Annotated in this window: 2 protein-coding genes; both read right to left on the bottom strand. The window is 56.8% G+C overall.

Annotation, left to right across the window (positions count from 1 at the left end; genetic code table 11):
* Nucleotides 1-204: 204 nt before the first annotated feature.
* Nucleotides 205-2,118 (bottom strand): AIPR family protein, encoded by a 1,914-nt coding sequence (locus V5F66_RS22170; protein ID WP_394094733.1) that lies wholly within the window; start codon nt 2,116-2,118, stop codon nt 205-207.
* Nucleotides 2,119-2,336: 218 nt separating this feature from the next.
* Nucleotides 2,337-2,939 (bottom strand): TroA family protein, encoded by a 603-nt coding sequence (locus tag V5F66_RS22175; protein WP_394094734.1) that lies wholly within the window; start codon nt 2,937-2,939, stop codon nt 2,337-2,339.
* Between the last annotated feature and the right edge of the window lie 497 nt (nt 2,940-3,436).

A 3,436-nucleotide genomic window follows, 5' to 3' on the forward strand; every position in this document is an offset into this window, starting at 1 on the left:
GGGCCATATGAGGCCACGGCGAGATAGAAGGCGACAAGTGCGGCTTTGTGCATGCTCGGCCTCTGGCGGCGTTCCGAATACTTGCCGTCCCGACTTTTTGGGGCGCGCGGCGCGGCGCAGGCCTGTTAGAAAGGTTAGGTGAGTCTGAACCGCTCTCCCCCAAGCCGTTAGCCTACGGTCCGGGGCGGCTGCGCGCCGCGACCGTCATGCAGCGTTCACCACTGCCATGATCGTTTGCCGAGGCGTCTGACTACCGGCCAGCGACATACCCATAACAGACTTGTTTACCGCAAGAAGCTGTTTGAGCCGTGGCGTCTCGATTTCAGACCGCGCTAGTTTCTCCCATTTCAGGAAGGCGTTCAGGTCGGCATTGAAGCTATTCAGATAGCTCGGTTCATGGAACAAACTGTCTTCGTTGCCCTGCGTGAAATAGGAGTCAATCACCTCGGCAGCTCGATCCAAAAGTGCGGATCGTGCGTCGTCATTTTTCAGCACCTTGACCATCGCTGCGGCGACGGAACGATGATCGGTCGGATGAAGAGCGCGAGAAAGGACGTCCTTGAACAGGTCGAGAACGATAAGAAAATACAGGAACCGTGACTGACGCCGCGATTGCTTGGCCGCACCACGCCCAAATTCATACTCTGCGGTATATTTCTGCAGCAGATATGCTGCATAAAGATCAGTCACGCCAAACGGCCCACCGTCGGTATCCGCACCATTGACGATCCGCTTGAAGACGGAGCCATCGGGCAAGAACGGTGGGTTCTTGCCGAACGCCAAGCCAGCCTCACCCATCCAACCAGAACCATAGACCTTGATGAGATCAGCGGCGTTCGCATGTTCGGTGAACTGCTTGGCGGTGGGGTTGGTGTTCTGGAGGGCCTTTTGCGAGTCCCATCCGCCACGTTGGATTTCGAGATACAGATCGTGCTGATCCGCCAACTGCCTCTGCCAGGTCTTGAAGTCACCCGTCAGCGCAAGAAAATCTTTTTCGCGGATTGCATTCTGGCTGTTTGTATAGCGGGTGATGGCCTGCAACAAGCTCTCGCCGCTGTTGCCCACCTTAACTATTTTGGCCACTACGACTCCTTGGTTGGCCTTTTCCTTCCATGCTTCAGTTTCGGGATTTACCCCCGTGCCACCGGAACTCAGCCGGGTATGAAAGACCTCCCAGATCGTTCTTGTGGTCTGACAGCCATTCACAATGAATGGTTCAGCTAGTTCAACCGATCTTTCTCCGGGGACGTAGTCTTGAACGACGATGGTAATCCCGTTGTTGTAGAGCCCGAACCGTTCAGGCGCGTCACGAAGCGTAGACTGCATGGCCTTGTTGACCTTGCCACGCGCACCAAGGAATCGGCGGACGTTCTTTTCATAAATCCGATCTAGGTCGCCCGTCGCATCACGGTAGCGTTTCAAGAACTCGTAGAGGCTGGACAGGCCAACGGAACCGACGAGCAAATCTGGGCCAGAAGGCACCATCTGCGCATCAAGGGAAACTTTTAGTCTCTTCGTCAGGCCAACTGCTTCAATTTCTTGCAGGCGTGCAAAAATGGTTTCAATCGAGAGCGCTTCAATATCAAACATGGGTCCAAGACGCGCGGTGCCCATGGACCGCAAATCGGCCAAGGCGCGCTTCTCAGATTCGGTCAAAGGCGCTTCCGTGGCAAATACCAAAACAATTTTGTCCGCCGGACCTGCTCCGCGTTTGAAATTTGAAAGGCGTTCCAAAAGGCCCTCGGCGAGCGAGTTCAGCCGCTCGCGTTTCCCATCGAGGGTGTCGATGACCTTTTGCCCTTCGATCAGGAGCGTCGGTGGCCCCGCGAAGGCCGATCCATACTTGCTTTGCACCAAATACCATGTGTGCCCGCTCACATCGGTCTCGTCGGCAGCCTTTTCCGGCCCGGTATCAAGCAGTGCGAGATCAATTCCGCCATCTCTCGATCCGTCACAGTAAATGAAGTTGTCGCTTTCTATGGAGTCCTCCATCCATTGCGTAATTAATTTCAGTGCAAAACGGCGTCCGAGCTCAACCGTTGAAGGACTGCCTCTGGTCACATCTTCGAGCCAAGAAGCGCGATAATCTTCGAATTCAATTTCATCAGGGGTCTGCACCGGCACCTCCTTGGCATGTAATGGCCACTATTCCGCAGCAAAATCATAGGTGCAAGGTTAGCCTTGCGGCGTCATCGACGAACGGGACAGCTGATGTGGCTTGGGTGCCGAAATGCGGACAATACAGATGGCAGCCAAGGGTCATCCTGCGCCCTCCCTCGCAAGGAAAGGGCGTTAGCCTCAGGCGGCTCTGTGCAGGCGCGAACAAGCCGAGGTGCTCAGAGGTAATCGGGGTCTATAATGACGCTGAGGCGCCCCGGGTCACGGGGCTCGCGCGCTACCGGGCCTCGCCCTCCTTTGTTGACCAATCGAACCCCTTGGCCATCCGGTAACCAGTTCGTCTCGTCTTCAATCTCGCGTATATACTGACGCAGCCGTGGCCAGTGGCGGTTAGCCCCAACGTTCGGCCGCCGAATCGTACGCTCGGTAAACAGCTCGTCCAGGACCCGACGCAGTATCGGCCGCAGATCGAAACGGCCTTTGCCTCGCCTGTGAAATTCCGCATACATTTCGTCTTTGACCTGCTTCGGCGCCAAAGTATCGATGTCTACCGGATAGAGGAGGGCCTTCGTGAGGTCTTCTCCGGGCTCAATATCCAAAATCTCAAAAAGGCGCATTCGCTTCTCGGAATGTTCCGAGAGTCGATTTTTCAGACTTTCAAGCGCGCTTTCGAACAGAGCCATGGCGCGCTCCCCCTGAGTCTCCAACTGCTCGCCGAAAACCTCTTCACACGCGTCCTGCAACTTCCGCAGGGCATTCCGGTAAGCTTGTGACGCGAGTTTTCCCCCGTCATCGAACTCCCGCATTTCGGCGATTCGCATGCCGCTCCCCCATTGCCGACAATCCCCGTACCATATGCAACTAGAGACTGCAGAAGCTAGGCCGTCAACGGTCTGGGTGAGCGTCGCCAGCGGCAGAATGCGCGGGGATGAGCAGTCGCGACGGCGATACAATTGAGACGGCAGCGGGTGCTGTTTTTCGATCCGGCACGTCCTTCGGCCGATTTCTAGCTCTCGCTGGCGGTTCGTTTCAATGAAATCGGCAACGCCGCCTGAAGGCCCTTCCTCAACGCCGGAGGGAATCGGCGGGGCCGGCCTCCGACGCGCAGCGCCGATATGGAACACCATCGCGAGCGAGTCGCATTTCGTGAAATACCATCGCGCCAGTGCGGTGGACGACCGTTGGTGCCGCCCATTCCTCCTTAGCTTGCCAACTCTCGCCTTCGCCCTCACAGGCAAAAGTGAGGGGGCGCACCATGACGCCTTCTGTTTGCCTGGTTCGGCCCACCTCCGTCAGGCGACAGCTGCTCTGGTGGCCG

This window comes from Xanthobacter versatilis (assembly GCF_043193975.1).
Taxonomy (GTDB): Bacteria; Pseudomonadota; Alphaproteobacteria; order Rhizobiales; family Xanthobacteraceae; genus Xanthobacter; species Xanthobacter autotrophicus_E.

What these genes read in the sequence shown, in the direction of transcription:
- V5F66_RS22175 (WP_394094734.1), bottom strand. Translation starts at nt 2,939, where the DNA reads ATGCGAATCGCCGAAATGCGGGAGTTCGATGACGGGGGAAAACTCGCG.